Raw genomic sequence first — 15,827 nt, 5'->3', positions numbered from 1 at the left:
CCTATTAAGAAACAAAAGCAATAACTTCACCACCGATACCTGCAGCACGTGCAGCGCGATCAGTCATGATGCCTTTGCTTGTAGAAACAATTGCAATACCTAAACCTTGCTTAACGCTTGGAAGGTTATCTTTACCGCGATATTGACGTAAACCTGGACGGCTAACGCGCTTCACAGTCTCAATAACTGGTTTGCCTTCGAAATATTTTAAAGTCAAAGTAAGTGTTGGTTTGCCTTCAGCATCTGCAACAGCTACATCAGCGATATAACCTTCTTGTTGAAGAACGTTAGCAATCGCAACTTTTAACTTTGAGTTTGGCATAGAAACAGTTTGTTTCTTCGCCATTTGTGCGTTACGAACACGTGTTAACATGTCGGCAACGGTATCTTGCATACTCATTTATAGTGCTCCTTACCAGCTTGCCTTAACAACGCCCGGTACATCACCTTGCATTACTGTGTCACGTAATTTGTTACGGCTTAAACCGAACTTACGGAAGTAACCATGAGGACGACCAGTTAAACCACAACGGTTACGAAGACGTACTGGAGATGCATTACGTGGTAATGCTTGTAACTTCATCATCGCTTCGAAACGCTCTTCGTCGCTTACATTTACGTTTGCAATAACAGCTTTTAATTCAGCACGTTTTGCAGCGTATTTAGCAACAGTAGCTTCGCGTTTCAATTCGCGATTAATCATACCTTTCTTAGCCATATCGACCTCTTATTTGAACGGGAAGCCGAATGCACGCATAAGCGCACGGCCTTCGTCATCGGTGCGAGCAGTCGTAGTGATGGTAATATCCATACCACGAATACGGTCAATCTTATCAAAATCGATCTCAGGGAACATAATCTGTTCTTTAAGACCCATAGAGTAGTTACCACGACCGTCAAATGATTTCGCAGAGAAACCACGGAAGTCACGGATACGAGGGATCGCGATAGAGATCAAACGGTCTAAGAATTCGTACATGCGTTCGCCGCGTAAAGTAACTTTACAACCAATCGGCCAACCATCACGGATTTTGAAACCAGCGATAGATTTACGAGCTAACGTAAGAACTGGTTTTTGACCAGCGATAGCTTGCATATCAGAAAGAGCACCATCAAGGAGTTTTTTGTCAGCAGCAGCTGCACCAACACCCATATTGATCGTGATTTTAGTGATGCGAGGGATCTCCATCACATTCTTAACGCCCAATTGTTCTTGTAATTGAGCTTTAAGTTCGTCGTTGTAACGCGCTTTAAGTCTGGCCATTGCCTATTTCAACCTATTACTTCGCTACCGCCACTGATTCACCATTTGATTTGTAAACGCGAGTTTTCACGCCGTCAATCACTTGGTAACCAACACGGTCAGCCTTTTGGGTTGTAGCATTAAAAATTGCCACGTTAGAGATATGAAGCAAAGCTTCCTGTGTAACGATAGCGCCTTCAGCACCTGTTGCACGGTTAGGCTTTTGATGCTTCTTAACTAAGTTAAGACCTTCAACCTTAACTCGGTCATTAGAAACAGACAAAACAGTACCTTGTTTGCCTTTTTCTTTACCTGCGATCACGATTACTTGATCGCCTTTTTTAATCTTAGCCATGATTGCCTCTATTATAGAACTTCAGGAGCCAATGAAATGATTTTCATGAACTGTTCAGTACGAAGTTCACGAGTCACTGGTCCGAAAATACGAGTAGCAATCGGAGCTTTGTTGTTGTTCAAAATAACAGCAGCGTTATCATCGAAACGAATAACAGAACCATCTGGACGACGGATACCGAATTTTGTACGTACAACTACTGCATTCATTACGTCGCCTTTTTTAACACGACCACGTGGAATTGCTTCTTTTACAGTAACTTTAATAATGTCGCCAACTGAAGCATAACGACGATGTGAACCACCAAGTACTTTAATACATTGTACGCGGCGAGCACCACTGTTGTCTGCTACGTCGAGCATAGTTTCGGTCTGAATCATTGCCCTACTCCAAAACCGAGCATCACCGGTCACAATTTCGAAAGGCTCAAAGAGTACTCGAAATTGACCGATGATGCAACAAGAACGTTATTTACTCAGCAGCTGCTTCAACAACTTCAACTAAAGTCCAAGACTTAGTTTTAGAAATTGGGCGGCTTTCTTTGATAGTTACAACATCGCCAGTTTTAGCAGTGTTGTTCTCATCATGAGCGTGTAATTTTGTTGAACGGCGGATTGATTTGCCATACAACGGGTGTTGAACGCGGCGTTCGATAAGAACAACGATAGACTTGTCCATCTTGTCGCTTACTACTTTGCCTGTTAACGTGCGAACTGTTTGCTCACTCATTGTGCGTTCCCCTGTTTTTCGGTAAGGAGGGTCTTGATGCGAGCAATAGTTTTACGAGTTAATTGCACTTCGTGCGATTTACCCAATTGACCAGTTGCTTTAGCCATGCGAAGACGGAATTGGTTCAACTGTTGCTCATCAAGCAAAGCTGTCAATTCTTCTACCGACTTTTCACGTAGATCTTTAGTTTTCATTACATTACCGTCCGAGTCACGATAGTGGTTTTAAACGGAAGTTTAGCAGCAGCAAGCGTAAATGCTTCACGCGCTAATTCTTCGTTCACACCTTCCATTTCGTACAGGATCTTACCTGGTTTGATTTCACAAACCCAATATTCCACAGAACCTTTACCTTTACCCATACGAACTTCTAATGGTTTTTCAGTAATTGGTTTGTCCGGGAATACACGGATAAAGATCTTACCACCACGTTTTACACGACGGCTGATTGTACGACGCGCTGCTTCAATTTGACGCGCAGTCATGCGACCACGTTCAACTGATTTAAGTGCGATAGTACCAAAAGATACTGTGCTACCGCGATGTGCTAGACCAGTGTTACGGCCTTTTTGCACTTTACGGAATTTAGTACGTTTAGGTTGCAACATGGATTATTCTCCTTTTTCAGCAGAACGATCATTGCGACGACCACGACGCTCTTGACCTTCACCACGACCGCGACCACGTTTAGCTGGACGTTCTTCAGCTGGAGCTGGGTTCATGACTTGTTTCATGCCGCCCAAGATCTCACCACGGAAGATCCAAACTTTAACGCCGATCGTACCGTAAGTAGTTTCTGCGCGAACCGCTGAATAGTCGATGTCAGCACGAAGAGTATGTAGAGGTACACGACCTTCACGATACCATTCAGTACGTGCAATCTCTGCACCGCCTAAACGACCAGAAACTTCAACTTTGATACCTTTCGCACCAGCACGCATAGTATTTTGAACCGCACGCTTCATAGCACGACGGAACATTACACGTTTTTCTAATTGAGAAGCAATTGCTTCACCAACTAGACGAGCGTCTAAATCTGGACGATCAATTTCGTTGATGCTTACTTGCGCTGGAACACCCATAATGTTGGTAAGTTCGCGCTGTAATTTTTCAATGTCTTCGCCTTTTTTACCGATGACGATACCAGGACGAGCAGTGCTAATTGTTACTTTAGCAGCACCTGTTGGACGCTCGATAAGAATATTGCTTACCATCGCATTCTTAAGTTTTTTGTTCAAAAACTCACGAACTTGAAGATCTTTAAGCAAGTATTCAGCGTATTGTTTCGGATTCGCATACCAGTTAGCGTTATGACGTTTCACAACACCTAGGCGGATACCGATTGGATGAACCTTCTGACCCATATCAAACCCCTACCTTAACGGTGATGTGACAAGTACGCTTAGTAATACGATCTGCACGGCCTTTAGCACGTGGCAAAATACGTTTAAGGCTCATGCCTTCATCAACGTAGATCGTAGAAACTTTAAGATCGTCTACATCTAAACTGTTATTATGTTCAGCGTTTGCAATCGCAGATTCCAACGCTTTCTTAACTAAAACTGCAGCTTTTTTGTTGCTGAAGTTTAGGATGTTAAGAGCGTGCGCAACAGATTTGCCGCGAATCAAGTCTGCAACCAAACGAGCTTTTTGTGCCGAGATAGCGGCACCGCGTAATTTAGCAGTTACTTCCATCATAGCACCTATTAACGTTTAGATTTCTTGTCAACACCGTGACCACGGTAAGTACGAGTCGGTGCAAATTCACCAAGCTTGTGACCAACCATATGCTCAGATACGATTACCGGAACATGGTTACGACCATTGTGTACAGAAATTGTTAAACCAACAAAATCCGGGAGGATCATCGAACGACGCGACCAAGTTTTGATCGGCTTACGGTTATTAGCCGCGATAGCCGCTTCAACCTTAGCGAACAAGTGCGCATCGACGAATGGGCCTTTTTTCAGAGAACGAGGCATTGTCAGATTCCTTTACTTGTTACTTAACGCGACGGTCGCGAATGATCATCTTAGTCGTACGCTTATTGGTACGTGTCTTGTACCCTTTAGCTTTTTGACCCCATGGGCTTACAGGTTGAATACCTTTGTTACGCCCTTCACCACCACCATGCGGGTGATCTACCGGGTTCATCGCCATACCACGAACGGTAGGACGAACACCACGCCAGCGTGAAGCACCAGCTTTACCTAGTGAACGTAAGTTGCTTTCTTGGTTAGAAACTTCACCAAGAACTGCGCGACATTCAACGTGTACTTTACGCATTTCGCCAGAACGTAGACGAATAATTGCGTAAGAACCGTCACGACCCAATAACTGAGCAGAAGCACCAGCAGAACGCACTAATTGAGCGCCTTTACCGATTTTAAGCTCGATATTGTGAAGAGTAGAACCGATAGGCATGTTACGAAGTGGTAAGCAGTTACCTGGACGAATTGGAGCATCGTTACCAGATTGAACTTTATCACCAGCACGTAGACCTTTAGGCGCAATGATATAACGACGCTCACCGTCAGCATACAAAACTAATGCAATGTGTGCAGTACGGTTAGGATCGTATTCGATACGCTCTACAGTCGCAGGAATGCCATCTTTGTTACGTTTAAAGTCAACAATACGGTAATGTTGCTTGTGACCACCACCAACGTGACGTGTAGTAATGTGACCGTTGTTATTACGACCACCAGTACGTTTTTTAGCTTCTACCAACGGAGCATAAGGCGCACCTTTGTGAAGATGGTCGTGAACGACTTTCTCTACAAAGCGACGTCCTGGAGACGTTGGCTTACATTTTTGAATAGGCATAATTCTCGTCCTTATTCCGCTGTGCTTTCAGCGGTATCGCCCAAGTCAGCCATTTCTACATCTTGGCCAGCTTTCAGGGTGACGTATGCTTTTTTAACATCAGAACGACGTCCGATAGTTTTACCAAAGCGTTTAGTCTTACCTTTAGTGATAGTCGTGTTAACTTTAACAACTTCTACACCAAATAATTGTTCAACTGCTTTTTTGATTTCAAGTTTGTTTGCATCGATAGCAACTTTAAACACTTGAACACCAGCAGTTTCACCTAAAACTTGTGCTTTTTCTGAGAATACAGGTCCTTTTAGGACTTGATAGATACGTTCGTTGTTCATCCGAGTTCTACCTCAATTTTCTTAGCAGCAGCTACAGACATAACAACTTTATCGAACGCGATCAAGCTAACAGGATCGATAGCAGCAGCATCAACCACATCAACGTGTGGAAGGTTACGAGCAGCTAGATACAAGTTCTCATCAACAGCATCAGTAACGATTAATGCACGAGTAGCATTCAAGTCGTTAAGTTTTGCAAGCAATTCTTTAGTTTTTGGAGCAGCTACAGCAAACTCTTCAACTAAAACTAAGCGATCTTGACGAACAAGTTCAGCTAGGATGCATTGCATAGCACCGCGATACATTTTACGGTTTACTTTTTGAGACCAGTCTTGTGGACGAGCAGCAAAAGTTTTACCACCGCCAACCCAGATTGGGCTACGAATAGAACCAGCACGAGCGCGACCAGTACCTTTTTGACGGAATGGTTTTTTACCACCGCCAGAAACGTCTGCACGTGATTTCTGAGCTTTTGAACCTTGACGACCACCAGCTAAATAAGCTGTAACAACTTGGTGTACAAGAGCTTCATTGAATTCACGACCGAACGCAACTTCTGATAATTCAACAGCAGAGCCGGAAACAGTATTTAAATTCACGTTATTTCCCCTCAAGCCTTGATAGTAGGACGAACAGTTACGTCACCACCGGTAGCACCAGGAACCGCGCCTTTAACTACAAGAACTGAACGCTCTGTATCGATAGCAACGATTTCAAGACCCTGTGTAGTTACGCGTTCAGCACCTAAATGGCCAGCCATTTTTTTGCCTTTGAATACGCGACCAGGAGTCTGGTTTTGACCTGTAGAACCTAGAACACGGTGAGAAACAGAGTTACCGTGAGTAGCGTCTTGAGTACGGAAGTTCCAACGCTTAACACCACCTTGGAAACCTTTACCTTTAGACTGACCAGTTACGTCAACGATTTGACCCACTGTGAACAAATCTACACCGATAGTTCCGCCAACTTCACGACCTTCAAGATCAGCTTCTGTAACACGGAACTCTTGAACTAAACGACCAGCAGCAACACCCGCTTTAGCGAAGTGACCTTTCTGAGCATTAGTAACGCGAGATTCGCGACGTTCACCAGTAGTGATTTGAATCGCTTGATAACCATCAGTTTCAAGCGTTTTGATTTGAGTGATGCGGTTAGGATCAACCTCAATCACTGTAACAGGTACAGAAACACCAGCATCTGTAAAGATACGTGTCATACCGCACTTGCGACCGACTAAACCAATAGCCATGTGCATAAACCTCTAAAAAAGCGGCTTAATTAACTTAGAGTGTTAATTAACCGAAAGCCTTAACCCAATGCGATCTGAACGTCTACACCAGCTGCAAGATCTAATTTCATCAATGCATCTACAGTTTTGTCTGTAGGTTGAACGATGTCGATCAAACGCTTGTAAGTGCGGATTTCATACTGATCACGCGCGTCTTTGTTAACGTGCGGTGAAGTTAGAACGTTAAAACGCTCGATGCGAGTTGGCATCGGGATTGGACCACAAACTTGTGCGCCAGTACGTTTTGCTGTTTCTACGATCTCTTGAGAAGATTGATCAATTAAACGGTGATCAAAAGACTTCAAACGGATACGGATTCTCTGGTTAGACATACCAGTAAACTCCAAGCCAAATATATAAAGAATCACCCATGACGCATCTCCCCCTGTCCGAAAACAAGGCAAGTGTCAGAGGCAGTGAAAATCACTAAGGTCGTGATCGATGCCACGACTGTAACGATCTAAACAACAATCAACGTTGTTTAGCCCTTAATATCAAAGGGTCGCCCATTATAACGATTGTTTAACTGTTAAGCAAACCTATTTATCATTTTTTCTCAATTTACGGTTAAGCGTTGGCGGCTTTCTTTTGTACACCCTGCCCGAACCCCAATACATAATTAATTGCATCGATCAGCAATTCATTCCCTTTTTGGAACCTCGTTTTTTTTGTTTGTTTTAAGGTATCTAAAGATTGTACATAAGCGCCAGAAAATACCTTCTCATGCTCTTCATTCTCAATATACATTTGTAAAACTTTCGGCGTTATTTCTGGATGAAACTGAAAACCCAGCACATTCTTTCCAATTTGGTACATTTGATTTGCACACACATTATTTTCAGCCAGTCTGACGCCTCCTTTAGGAATCTCAAAAGTCTCACTGTGCCATTGCATTATTTCCAATTCTTTAGGTATTTCAAAGTAATCTGATAAACCATGTTGAGTTCTGAAGACATTAGTCCAACCTAACTCTTGTTGTTCATTTAAACGTACACTTGCTCCCAAAGCATTGGCTATAAGCTGACCTCCGAGACACAAACCAATTGCAGGCTTGCCTAGTGATAAATATCGACGGATCCATCTTTTTTCTATTTTTAGCCATGGATAATTTGCCTCATCATTTACACTCATTGCTCCACCCATGATGATTAGTAAATCAATATCTTCAATTGCTGGTAACGCCTCGATTTCTAATGCCATCTCAACAGGTAATGCAAAAAACTCCGTAGCACTAATTTGTGCTCCAATTGATTTTAAATATTCATAACAACTTCCGAACCCTTCACCAGCAATATGCTGAAAGTAATGCACTTTTAATGGCTTCATTTTCCAACCCGAACTTTTCTTATATTGCACTAGCAGTTGCAAAAATGAAGCCAACCTATAGGTTGTTAAATAATTTTAAACAAAGCACAGCTATGCAGTTTTTTAGTAGTATGTTTTGTTAGTTATAAAATGACGGTTTATACAGGTAAATTGTGAAAATAAATACGCAAACTCAACTCATACATAGCCCTAGAAAAGCACCTCAACTTTTAAATAGTATTCAACCCCCTATTTATCGTGCATCAACGATTATTTTTGAAAATACCGATGCTCTTTTCAATCGCCATTGGACCGATGCTTATGACTATAGTTACGGAACACATGGCACCCCTACCACGTTTACGCTAGGCGACAATATTGCACAATTAGAAGGCGGAGAATACTGTCTACTTGCACCAAGCGGACTCTCTGCAATCAACTTGGTGAATTCTTGTTTTTTAGCACATGGTGATGAAGTTTGGGTCGCGGACAATATTTACAGTCCAAATATGGAGCATTTGCGAAACCTAGAATCACGTTATGGTATTGCCGTTAAGGTCTATAACCCAATTGATGTTGAGAGCTTTAAACCCAGTGATAAAGCTAAGTTAATTTGGTTAGAGGCTGCAGGATCTGTAACACTCGAATTTCCAGATTTAACGAATCTGGTCAAAAAAGCTCAAACGCATAAGATCCTTACCGCACTTGATAATACTTGGGGAGCGGGTCTAGCTTTTAATGCTTTTGATTTTGGTACAGAACACTTAGCAGTCGATATCACCGTCCATGCACTCACCAAATATCCAAGCGGTGGTGGTGACATTCTCATGGGGAGTGTCGTAACAAAAAACAAGGATTTATACCACAAGCTATTTCGCATGCATGCAATTCAAGGGATTTCTATATCAGGCGATGACACCGCACAGATTCAGCGCAGCCTATCCTCAATGGAACTCCGTTATACGCACCAATCTAAATCAGCGCTAACTTTATTAAGCTGGCTTCTACAGCAAAATGAGTTTGCACAAGTATTGCACCCTGCCAATCCAAAATCTGCAGGCCATACTTTTTGGAAGGAAGTTTGCATATCAGAATTAAGCGCAGGTTTAATCAGCGTAATTTTTGATAAAAAATATAATCTTCAAGATATACGCAATTTTTGTGATGCTCTCCACCTGTTTAAATTAGGTTTTAGCTGGGGTGGCCCAGTGAGTTTAGTAATGCTCTATCAAATTGATCAAATGCGTGAGCTTGCACATACACATTTACAAGAAGGAATATTGGTTCGTTTTTGTATAGGACTGGAACATCCTCACGATTTGATAGAAGATATTCAACAAGCACTCAAAATAATGCAACAACAAAAGATCGAATAAAAAGGAATAATTATGGGCACACCAATTGTCATCGCAAAAAAAACCTCAGATACATCCCAAGAGATTGTTTTACATTCGCAACTGGCAAACCGACATGGCTTGATTGCCGGCGCAACAGGAACAGGCAAAACAGTCACTTTAAAGGTCTTGGCAGAAAACTTTTCTCGTATTGGTGTGCCGGTATTTTTAGCTGATGCAAAAGGTGATGTCTCGAGCCTTGCCAAAGCAGGTGAAAGCAATTCAAAATTTGATGAACGCATCAAGAGCCTCAATATTGAATCAATCCCATTTAGCGCATCACCTGTGGTCTTTTGGGATTTATTTGGCGAACAAGGTCATCCGATTCGGACTACAGTATCAGAAATTGGTCCATTGCTTTTAGCCCGAATGCTGAATTTGAATGATACCCAAGAAGGTGTGCTTTCTGCGATTTTCCGCATTGCGGATGATCAAGGTTTATTACTGATCGACTTTAAAGACCTCAAGGCGATGATCACTTATGTGACTGAGCATGCAGCTGACTTTAAAGCAGAATACGGCAATCTTTCTCCTGCCAGCTTGGGTGCAATCCAACGTAATTTGCTAGCACTGTCCGATCAAGGCGGTGATCAATTTTTTGGTGAGCCTGCATTAGACCTCATGGATTTTATCCAAACCGATGCACAAGGTCACGGCAATATTAATTTGCTCGCTGCCGATAAATTAATGAACACACCAAAGCTTTATGCTACTTTCTTACTGTGGATGCTTTCCGAACTGTTTGAACAATTACCTGAAGTCGGTGATATGGATAAACCGAAATTGGTATTTTTCTTCGATGAAGCTCATTTACTGTTTGACAATGCCAGCTCTGGTTTGCAAGAAAAGATCGAACAAGTGGTACGCTTAATCCGCTCTAAGGGAGTAGGTATTTATTTTGTCACCCAAAATCCGCTGGATTTACCTGAAAGTGTTTTAGGACAACTGGGCAACCGTGTTCAGCATGCACTTCGCGCCTTCACACCAAAAGATCAAAAAGCAGTAAAAACTGCAGCTGATACTTTTAGACCCAATCCTGCATTCAAAGTACAGGACGCCATTACGGAGTTGGCAGTTGGTGAAGCGCTAATTAGCTGTCTAGATGAGAAAGGCACGCCACAAATGGTTGAACGCGGTTGGGTTATGCCCCCATATTCATCTTTTACACCTATCACGCTTGAAGAGCGTAAGACTCTCATGACAAACAGTGTGGTTGCGGGTGTTTATGAGCAAGTACTTGATCGAGAAAGTGCTTTTGAAATACTGCAAAACAAAGTAGTTCAGCGTCAACAACAAGCCGAACAAGAAGCGTTAGCAAAACAACAAGCTAAGGAACAAGAGGCCTACGCGAAGCAAATTGCTAAAGAGCAAGAACTCCTTGCCCGTGAACAACAAAAAGAAGCAGAACGTGCAGCCAAACAACGCGAAAAACTCACCCAAGATATTGTCGGTACGTTTGCTAAAAGTGCTGCACGAAGCCTCGGCGGAAGCACTGGGAAAAAAATCGTACGCGGTCTACTGGGCTCATTATTTGGAAAAAAATAGCCCTCCCTTTACCCATCATTTTTAACTTCATTATGGGATATTTTAATATCCCATAATTATTTTAAGGTTTTCTATGCAAGTCATATTGCAGCTCGACCCTAAAAGATGTATTTTAAATATATCTTTTAATAAAGCCAAAGTTGAAGCTCATGACGCCACAACATATTGAACTTGTAAAAGCGACTGTTCCCGTTCTGCGTGAGAATGGTGTTGCCCTTACGACCTATTTCTATAATCGCATGCTGAACAACAACCCCGAGTTAAAAAATACATTTAACATGGATCATCAAAGTACTGGTCGTCAGCCACGTGCTTTAGCTGCTGCTGTTTTGGCATATGCTGAAAATATTGAAAATCCTACAGTTTTGGCAAAAGCGATTGAGCGAATTACCACTAAACACGTAAGTTTAGACATTCAAGCGGATCAATACTCGATTGTGGGTGAAAACCTTCTGCATTCAATCAGCGAAGTATTAGATGTGCCAATGGACTCTGATCTGATTGCTGCTTGGAAAGCCGCGTATATGCAATTGGCAGACATTTTAATTGGTGTCGAAAAATCAAAATATGAAGCTTTGACTGCACAAAATGGTGGTTGGGCTGGCTGGCGTGAATTTAAAATTACAGCGATTGAAGCTGAAGCTAACACCAAAACCTTCACTTTAGCTGCCAAAGACGGTCACACCATTGCGACGGCTGAAGCAGGTGAATATATTTCGGTGCGAGTCCAAGTACCGGGGCAAGAGATGCGCCAACCACAACAATTTAGCTTTGATGTTGCACAAGCTGATCAGTATCAAATCACAGTAAAAGCGGTAGATGAAGCAACTGAATATTCTGTGGCAAATATCTTATTAAACCACTATCAAGTAGGTGATGTGGTTGAGGTATCTACACCACTAAAAAATTAATTCATCTAAATCTTTAACCGAAATAAGATTTTAAGAGATCATTGAAAGCTCCGTTCACGGGGCTTTCAATGTTAAGATGGAAATAAGCTATCTTTTATGATGATCTATGCAACTGAATAAATTTACCGACTATGCGCTGCGTATATTGATGTATGTCGCACAACCTCGCGACTTGCCTTATACCATTGCAGAACTGGCAAACCAATTGCAGGTCTCAGAAAACCATGCCATGAAAATCGTTCACTTTATGGCAAAACAAAATTGGCTAATGACCAGTCGAGGCAAAGGTGGCGGTATACGTCTAGCCCCTCAAACTTTGAATATCTCATTAGGGACTTTAGTGAGAACACTTCAAGGCGATCAGCAAATTGTAGAGTGTCATAACCCGCCATGCGTATTAAGAAGTGACTGTGGCTTGAAAGGCATTTTAGATCATGCAGTCCAACAGTTTTATCAGCATTTAGATCAATTTAAACTGAAGGATGTTATACCCACCTCAGGTATAAAATTCAATTCAGATTCACCCATTCCTTTCATTCAAGTTACACCATAGATTGACTCAATTCGATTGAGTATTCGCTTGCATGCGCGACTTCCTTTATAATAGCTGATTGTAAATTGAGTTATTGAAGTTGAGCTATGCATCACAGCAGAGGAAAGTCGAAAAACAGTAAGGCGTCAAATGCCCCAAAGCAAAAGATCAGCTATGAGAAAAAAGCCGATCCAGCGATTACTGAATATTCGGTTCAAGCGCTCAACTGGTTGCGCAAAGCCGAATTCTTAATGAGTGCACCAAAACTGAATTTATGTGTAGAAGACACAGGTTATGAGATTGCTTTTGCAGGTCGTTCGAATGCTGGTAAATCGAGTGCGATTAATGCATTAACTAATCAAAAACAACTTGCACGTGCGTCTAAAAAACCTGGTCGCACACAAATGATTAACTTTTTTAGCATGGGCAATGCCGAACAAAGATTAGTTGATCTTCCTGGATATGGCTATGCTGCTGTACCTGAAAGCATGAAAATCGTTTGGCAAAAAGAGCTTGAAAACTACCTCATTCATCGTGAAAGTTTACAAGGGCTTGTATTGTTAATGGACATACGACACCCTTTACAACATTTCGATGTCATGATGTTAGAATGGGCTTATTCACGTAAATTATTTGTCCATGTTTTATTAACAAAATCAGATAAGTTAAATCGTGGTCCAGCTTCTAAAGCATTGCAAGAAGTCAAAGCTCAATTAAAGAAAATGAAGCTTAACTTCTCTATCCAATTGTTCTCATCCCTCAATAAGCAAGGTCTTGAAGAACTCGCAAGCGTTATTGCTGGTCGTTTAAATTTTACGCTTGAGCAACCTAACGGATTTGATCTAAGTGCAATTCCTGAAGTAAGTGAATCAGACATCGATGAAGATTTTGATCATGATATTCAACAAGATGATGAATCACCAAGCGAAACAACCGAACTAGAATCCAACAAAGCCGAATAGTATCTACCCTACTGAATGGTTAAATCATTACATTCACTAATTGATACATCAATGTCCTCAAATGCTAAGGTTATTTGAGGGCATTTTTTTATACTGAAAAATGATAATCACAACAAAAATTCAGGAAAGTGTGATGAAATTATTGTCTCGATTAAGAAATAGTAAGATTGGATCTTCTATTGAGTATCACATCAAACCTCGTAAAGTTAAATTTGAGTGGGCGGATACACCAGTAGATTGGGTTCCAAATCAGCCTTTCGTTAGTTATTTTATCAATGAAATTAACAATATCTTACCAGCAGGCGAATTTTGGTTTTGTCGTCTGTACAACAAAGTATTACCCAAAATTACTGATGAAAAACTTGCAGAAGATGTGAAAGCTTTTATTCGCCAAGAAGCGATGCACGCTCAAGCACATAATTCAGCAAATAAAGAATATCTCAGCGCACGTCATATCGATATTCAACGTAACCTCGATATCATGGACTTTCTTTTTGGAAAACTTTTAGCGGATAAACCTTTAGGTCTAAACGTCCCAAAAGCCTTAGATCATCAGTGGGATTTATTTAGATTAGGTATTATTGCTACTGTTGAACATATGACTTGTGTCCTCGGCAAATATGCCTTGTACAACAAAAAATGGGGAGAATTGGGTGCTGATGCCAATATGCTCGATCTCGTAAAATGGCATGGTGCTGAGGAAATTGAACACCGTACCGTTGCATTTGACTTATATCGTCATCTTGGCGGTGGTTATATTTCTCGCTATTATCAAAGTGTAGTTGTGATTGCTGCTGTATTAGGTTTATGGGTTGATGGTGCTGCTCATATTATGGGTCAAGACCCTCGCTTTAAATCAATTAAACCAGCTGTTTACAAACCTTGGATTTGGCGTGAATGGGCACGAATTGCCCAAAAAGACAATGGTTTACTTCCTCACCCATTCTGGCTTGTTTCTCAACAACTCGGCTATTTAATGCCTTGGTATGACCCTGTTCATGAAGCAAAAACTGAAGATGCGATCAACTATCTAAATCAGTCACCAGCAGCGGAACGTGCAGCACTGAAAGTTGCATAATGTATTCAATAAAAAAGCAGGGTGATCCCTGCTTTTTTTATATCTGATCTAATCTTTTAAGCTGTATTTTTTTCAATAGGTTCATGATCAGGATTCGTGTAACGATCTACAACAACACTAATCATCATATCCCCCTGCACATTCACCACTGTTCTAACGGTATCTAACAAACGGTCAATCGGCAATAATATCGCGATTGCTTCTGCCGGGAGTCCAACTGATTGTAAAACCATAATCATGGTAACCATACCTGCGCTAGGTATACCTGGTGCCCCTAAAGATGCAATCATTGCTGTCGCACACACAATCAATTGTTGTCCTAACGTTAAGTCAAGCCCCATTAAATTCGCAATAAACAGCGCCGCCGCAGCCTCATACAATGCCGTCCCATCCATATTCAACTGTGTCCCGAGAGGGATCACAAATCCTGCAGTCTGGGGTCTTACTCCTAAATTTTCCTGAGCACACTTCATTGATAGCGGCATGGTTACGGAACTTGAGCTAGTAGCAAACGCCGTAATCAAGGCTGCTCGTGTTCCCTTAAAAAATGTAATTGGATTCATTCTCCCGAAAATCCAGAGCAACAAAGGCAAAACAACTAGGCCATGAAAGATGGTCGTTCCCGTGACTACTGCTGCAAATTCTGCTAATCGACTCAGAACAGATAGGTCCTCCGTCGCGATTAACTTTGCCAGTAACGCAAAAATCCCTATTGGTGCGAGCTTCATCACCCAACCAATCATCAACATCATGATTTCAAAAAATTGCTGACTCAACGCTTTCACTGTTTTAAATTTTTCACCACCTTTAACGAGAGCCACCCCAATTAAAAGTGCAAAAACGACAACGGCTAACACATTACCTTCAGCAAATGCTTTAAACGGGTTTATTAGTGTATTTTGGATAAAGTTGGTAAAAAAACTCGAGGGCGTCAAAGTATCAGGCGTCTGATGCTGATTCATGGTCTCTTGAAAAATAGTGATGTCTACACCTTTCCCGACCTCAAAAAGATGCGCACACGCAAGCCCCAAAATCAGCGCCAACGTTGTGGTTGTGACACAACAAGCAAGGGTAATTTTCCAAGTTCTACCAAGTTGGCCACCAGTCTGCAGATTGGAAACTCCGACAACAATAGAACTAAAAATTAGAGGAATCAGTAATAGTTTAAGTAGACCAATAAAAATACTACTGGCAATCCCTAAGCCATATAAACTTCCGTTAAAAAATACTGTATCAGGGAATACATTTAACAAGATGCCAAAAGCCACACCTAAAATTGCAGCAATTAAAATTTGCGTATTTAGACTCATGTCCTGTGCTTTTCATTT

23 protein-coding genes and 1 pseudogene are annotated in these 15,827 nt (G+C 41.6%); 6 read left to right on the top strand and 18 right to left on the bottom strand.

Features of this window, described 5'->3' with window-relative positions; genetic code table 11:
• Positions 1–4 precede the first annotated feature (4 nt).
• From rpsH to CL42_RS03130, 17 genes and pseudogenes are all read right to left on the bottom strand, one after another.
• Positions 5–400: a 30S ribosomal protein S8 gene (gene rpsH / locus CL42_RS03210; RefSeq protein WP_035265132.1), complete on the bottom strand. Its 396-nt coding sequence runs from the start codon at positions 398–400 to the stop codon at positions 5–7.
• A gap of 12 nt (positions 401–412) precedes the next feature.
• Positions 413–718, bottom strand: coding sequence for a 30S ribosomal protein S14 (gene rpsN / locus CL42_RS03205; protein ID WP_035265129.1), 306 nt, complete (start codon positions 716–718; stop codon positions 413–415).
• A gap of 9 nt (positions 719–727) precedes the next feature.
• Positions 728–1,264 (bottom strand): 50S ribosomal protein L5, encoded by a 537-nt coding sequence (rplE, locus tag CL42_RS03200; protein WP_004809796.1) that lies wholly within the window; start codon positions 1,262–1,264, stop codon positions 728–730.
• Positions 1,265–1,280: 16 nt separating this feature from the next.
• Positions 1,281–1,598: a 50S ribosomal protein L24 gene (rplX, locus tag CL42_RS03195; RefSeq protein ID WP_035265122.1), complete on the bottom strand. Its 318-nt coding sequence runs from the start codon at positions 1,596–1,598 to the stop codon at positions 1,281–1,283.
• A gap of 11 nt (positions 1,599–1,609) precedes the next feature.
• On the bottom strand, positions 1,610–1,978 hold the full coding sequence (gene rplN / locus CL42_RS03190) for a 50S ribosomal protein L14 (protein ID WP_035265119.1): 369 nt from the start codon (positions 1,976–1,978) through the stop codon (positions 1,610–1,612).
• Positions 1,979–2,069: 91 nt separating this feature from the next.
• Entirely contained in the window at positions 2,070–2,327 is a 258-nt protein-coding gene (gene rpsQ / locus CL42_RS03185) for a 30S ribosomal protein S17 (RefSeq protein ID WP_004691314.1), read from the bottom strand.
• Entirely contained in the window at positions 2,324–2,521 is a 198-nt protein-coding gene (gene rpmC, locus CL42_RS03180; RefSeq protein WP_035265113.1) for a 50S ribosomal protein L29, read from the bottom strand. Before rpmC ends, rpsQ begins: the two co-directional genes overlap by 4 nt.
• Complete coding sequence (gene rplP / locus CL42_RS03175) at positions 2,521–2,934, bottom strand: 50S ribosomal protein L16 (RefSeq protein ID WP_035265110.1); 414 nt, start codon at positions 2,932–2,934, stop codon at positions 2,521–2,523. The genes rpmC and rplP overlap by 1 nt, the downstream gene beginning before the upstream one ends.
• Positions 2,874–3,690 (bottom strand): annotated as a pseudogene (rpsC, locus tag CL42_RS03170) (30S ribosomal protein S3). Before rpsC ends, rplP begins: the two are co-directional and overlap by 61 nt.
• Position 3,691: 1 nt before the next feature.
• Complete coding sequence (rplV, locus tag CL42_RS03165) at positions 3,692–4,021, bottom strand: 50S ribosomal protein L22 (protein WP_035265103.1); 330 nt, start codon at positions 4,019–4,021, stop codon at positions 3,692–3,694.
• Between the two features lie 11 nt (positions 4,022–4,032).
• A complete protein-coding gene (gene rpsS, locus CL42_RS03160; RefSeq protein WP_004281508.1) occupies positions 4,033–4,308 on the bottom strand; it encodes a 30S ribosomal protein S19 in 276 nt (91 codons plus the stop codon).
• Between the two features lie 19 nt (positions 4,309–4,327).
• Positions 4,328–5,152 (bottom strand): 50S ribosomal protein L2, encoded by an 825-nt coding sequence (gene rplB, locus CL42_RS03155; RefSeq protein WP_035265099.1) that lies wholly within the window; start codon positions 5,150–5,152, stop codon positions 4,328–4,330.
• A gap of 11 nt (positions 5,153–5,163) precedes the next feature.
• Positions 5,164–5,484: a 50S ribosomal protein L23 gene (gene rplW, locus CL42_RS03150; protein WP_035265097.1), complete on the bottom strand. Its 321-nt coding sequence runs from the start codon at positions 5,482–5,484 to the stop codon at positions 5,164–5,166.
• The gene (gene rplD, locus CL42_RS03145) at positions 5,481–6,083 is read right to left on the bottom strand and encodes a 50S ribosomal protein L4 (protein WP_035265093.1); all 603 of its coding nucleotides are present in this window, start codon (positions 6,081–6,083) and stop codon (positions 5,481–5,483) included. The genes rplW and rplD overlap by 4 nt, the downstream gene beginning before the upstream one ends.
• 11 nt (positions 6,084–6,094) lie before the next feature.
• Positions 6,095–6,733: a 50S ribosomal protein L3 gene (rplC, locus tag CL42_RS03140; RefSeq protein ID WP_035265091.1), complete on the bottom strand. Its 639-nt coding sequence runs from the start codon at positions 6,731–6,733 to the stop codon at positions 6,095–6,097.
• A gap of 59 nt (positions 6,734–6,792) precedes the next feature.
• Positions 6,793–7,104, bottom strand: coding sequence for a 30S ribosomal protein S10 (gene rpsJ, locus CL42_RS03135; protein ID WP_004725677.1), 312 nt, complete (start codon positions 7,102–7,104; stop codon positions 6,793–6,795).
• Between the two features lie 235 nt (positions 7,105–7,339).
• The gene (locus CL42_RS03130; protein ID WP_035265089.1) at positions 7,340–8,098 is read right to left on the bottom strand and encodes a type 1 glutamine amidotransferase; all 759 of its coding nucleotides are present in this window, start codon (positions 8,096–8,098) and stop codon (positions 7,340–7,342) included.
• Between the two features lie 152 nt (positions 8,099–8,250).
• Between CL42_RS03130 and CL42_RS03125 the strand changes: the two genes are divergently transcribed.
• The 6 genes from CL42_RS03125 to CL42_RS03100 all read left to right on the top strand — a co-directional run bounded on the left by CL42_RS03125 (position 8,251) and on the right by CL42_RS03100 (position 14,499).
• The gene (locus CL42_RS03125; RefSeq protein ID WP_035265087.1) at positions 8,251–9,453 is read left to right on the top strand and encodes a PLP-dependent transferase; all 1,203 of its coding nucleotides are present in this window, start codon (positions 8,251–8,253) and stop codon (positions 9,451–9,453) included.
• Between the two features lie 12 nt (positions 9,454–9,465).
• Positions 9,466–11,016, top strand: a complete 1,551-nt coding sequence (locus CL42_RS03120) for a helicase HerA-like domain-containing protein (RefSeq protein WP_035265085.1) — start codon at positions 9,466–9,468, stop codon at positions 11,014–11,016.
• Between the two features lie 149 nt (positions 11,017–11,165).
• Positions 11,166–11,927, top strand: coding sequence for a globin domain-containing protein (locus CL42_RS03115; protein WP_035265083.1), 762 nt, complete (start codon positions 11,166–11,168; stop codon positions 11,925–11,927).
• Between the two features lie 106 nt (positions 11,928–12,033).
• Positions 12,034–12,480: an RrF2 family transcriptional regulator gene (locus CL42_RS03110; RefSeq protein ID WP_035265081.1), complete on the top strand. Its 447-nt coding sequence runs from the start codon at positions 12,034–12,036 to the stop codon at positions 12,478–12,480.
• A gap of 86 nt (positions 12,481–12,566) precedes the next feature.
• Complete coding sequence (gene yihA / locus CL42_RS03105) at positions 12,567–13,421, top strand: ribosome biogenesis GTP-binding protein YihA/YsxC (protein WP_035265068.1); 855 nt, start codon at positions 12,567–12,569, stop codon at positions 13,419–13,421.
• A 133-nt stretch (positions 13,422–13,554) separates the two neighbouring features.
• Positions 13,555–14,499: a metal-dependent hydrolase gene (locus CL42_RS03100; RefSeq protein ID WP_035265065.1), complete on the top strand. Its 945-nt coding sequence runs from the start codon at positions 13,555–13,557 to the stop codon at positions 14,497–14,499.
• Positions 14,500–14,555: 56 nt separating this feature from the next.
• Here the strand turns inward: CL42_RS03100 and CL42_RS03095 are convergent, their stop codons facing one another.
• Positions 14,556–15,809, bottom strand: a complete 1,254-nt coding sequence (locus tag CL42_RS03095) for a dicarboxylate/amino acid:cation symporter (RefSeq protein WP_035265062.1) — start codon at positions 15,807–15,809, stop codon at positions 14,556–14,558.
• Positions 15,810–15,827: the final 18 nt, after the last annotated feature.

It is taken from the genome of Acinetobacter sp. Ver3 (genome assembly GCF_000632455.1).
Lineage (GTDB): Bacteria > Pseudomonadota > Gammaproteobacteria > Pseudomonadales > Moraxellaceae > Acinetobacter.
The sequence above is the reverse complement of the archived record's forward strand: the minus strand, read 5'-3'. Positions and strand labels throughout refer to the sequence as shown.